This window comes from Thermotalea metallivorans, assembly GCF_001562415.1.
GTDB lineage: Bacteria > Bacillota > Clostridia > Peptostreptococcales > Thermotaleaceae > Thermotalea > Thermotalea metallivorans.
The window spans coordinates 1-2,336 of sequence record NZ_LOEE01000052.1 but is presented as its reverse complement, the minus strand read 5'-3'; the positions used below and the strand labels follow the sequence as shown (position 1 = coordinate 2,336).

At 34.8% G+C, this 2,336-nt stretch carries 2 protein-coding genes and 1 pseudogene; 2 read left to right on the top strand and 1 reads right to left on the bottom strand.

Going from position 1 to position 2,336, the window contains the following annotated elements:
- The first annotated feature begins 135 nt into the window (after positions 1-135).
- Together AN619_RS11525 and AN619_RS15670 are read left to right on the top strand one after the other, a co-directional pair.
- Positions 136-768: a hypothetical protein gene (locus AN619_RS11525; RefSeq protein ID WP_068557103.1), complete on the top strand. Its 633-nt coding sequence runs from the start codon at positions 136-138 to the stop codon at positions 766-768.
- 384 nt (positions 769-1,152) lie between these two features.
- Positions 1,153-1,802, top strand: a pseudogene (locus AN619_RS15670) (IS3 family transposase).
- 94 nt (positions 1,803-1,896) lie between these two features.
- Here the strand turns inward: AN619_RS15670 and AN619_RS11510 are convergent.
- On the bottom strand, positions 1,897-2,336 hold a 440-nt coding region (locus AN619_RS11510; protein WP_157065001.1), incomplete at its 5' end, for an ABC transporter permease.

Sequence of the window (2,336 nt, the reverse complement as noted above, 5' to 3'; positions counted from 1 at the left end):
CAGGTCACCCTTGCCCATCCAGTTTTATACATAAATGAGCATTATATCCATGTGGCAAGTTTTGAGAAATGTGAAATTCTAAGAAAAAGCAAGCAATTAAGAGAATTCGTTAGATTATAGAGGGAGGAATAACAAATGAAAAAGTTTACGAATGTTCTTTGTTTATCTTTATGCTTTATTTTATTGATGGGATCCTTCAGCTTTGCTGCTGATAAAAAGGATAGTAAATTAGAAGATTATAATCTAAGAACGATAGAAGCTAGTCAAGTGCCTGCAGGAATCACTCCTATAGAGGTTAAAGACGAGGCGGAATTAATTGAAGTATTAGACCAAATTAAAAGCGGTGAGTACACGTTTGGTTCAACTGTAGAGGAGACAACATCTTTAGAATCAGAATCAGTAATCGTACCTATGTCTTTAGATACAAAATCTGTAGATTTACATGCATATGTTAGTAATGGATTACACAGTCAAAATGCATACTCAACTGTAACTTATAACACAGCATACAATACTATTGACAGTGTTTCTAATTTATATTCAGATATTACAGGGTATACTGTAGGTGTAGAATATGAGCATAAGTCTAATTTTAACAATGTAAGCTATTCATCTGATCGTAAAACTGCTACAATTAAAACTGGGGGACATTATACATATTATTTTCTTGTAGATGGGGTAATAAAAGTATCTGAAGAAAATTCTGTTATCACGTACAAATATAGTGTTGCGAATGGTATTCATAGTATTAGTAAATCCACATTTTAGTTAAGGGAAGATTGCAAATGATATCAAATGGCATTGTCGATATATCAGGGATAGGACTTTTTATACAGGTTGCAAATACCTTATTGTATATTCTTATAGCCTATTTGCTATATCGAATATTTAAGAAAGTCTAAAATAAAAACATACATACAGAGAATAGCTATACTATTTTAGTGCTAATTTGTATGAGATAGTCCCAGTGAAGGTGCATTTCGCTGGGACTATCTCATTCTAGAAAAATATGTGTTACTTGAGTAAATTTCATAATTTTTAAGCCTTAAAATAACAATGTTTCAAAAACATAAAAAACAGTTTGGATAGGTTACACTTAATTAGACAGAATTTTTAAGGTCATGTACAATAAACACATAAAGAAAAGGAGAAATGAACATGACCAAAAGAGAACGTCGTACATTTACAGATGAATTCAAGAACCAAATGGTTCAGCTGTACCTTAATGGTAAAAGAAAAAGCGATATTATTCGGGAATATGATCTTACTGCATCTGCCCTTGATAAATGGATTAATCAATCTCAATCTACTGGCTCTTTCCGTGAAAAAGATAATCGGACTCCGGAGGAAAATGAGTTAATAAGGTTACGTAAAGAAAACCAACAATTAAAAATGGAGAATGATATTTTAAAGCAAGCAGCGCTGATCTTAGGACGAAAGTAAATGTGATAAAGAATAATTCTCACAAATACTCAGTATCAGCATTGTGTAGAGTCCTACAAGTCTCCAGAAGTACTTATTACTATTTCAAGAATAAGATTATTGGAGAAACCTTAGAAACCTTCAACATCAAACGTTCCTTAAGCATGAAGGGCTGTCCATATGATAATGCTGTTGCAGAAGCTACTTTTAAAGTAATAAAGACTGAATTTGTAAAAAGACACGTATTTGGGTCGTTAGATGAATTACAGTTGGAGTTATGGGATTATGTGAACTGGTTTAACAATCATCGAATTCATTCATCATTAGGATACTTAACACCCTGTGAACACAAGTTAAATCACCTTAAAAAAGTTGTCTAGAAAAATGTTGACAATCCAATGCTGATATGCTAAACGATTTGAAAGATGATAGAAAAATGCAGGTCCAATTCTCACGGAAGCCTGCATTTTCTTTTTACCGCCACTTCATCATTTTCTTTTCAAAGTATGCAACCCCTTGGTACATAACCGTAGCCAAGATGGCCAGGATAATGACACTGGTCATTACGAGATCAAGCTTAAATACTTGGCCGCCGTATACGATAAGGTATCCGATACCGGCTTGGGAAACCATGAACTCTCCTACAATGACGCCAACCCAAGATAATCCTACATTTATTTTCAGAGCATTGATCATGGTTGGAATGCTGGAGGGGAAGACGACTTTACACAGTATTTGCATTTTTGTGGCGCCAAAGGTCTCCAACATTCTAATCTTTTCCTCATCCACTTCTTTAAATCCCCCATAGACTCCGAGGATTGTCACGATAACCGATACAGTCATGGCTGTGACAATAATTCCGGGAATACCCGCTCCGGCCCACAGAATGATAATGGGGGCTAGGGCTGTCTTGG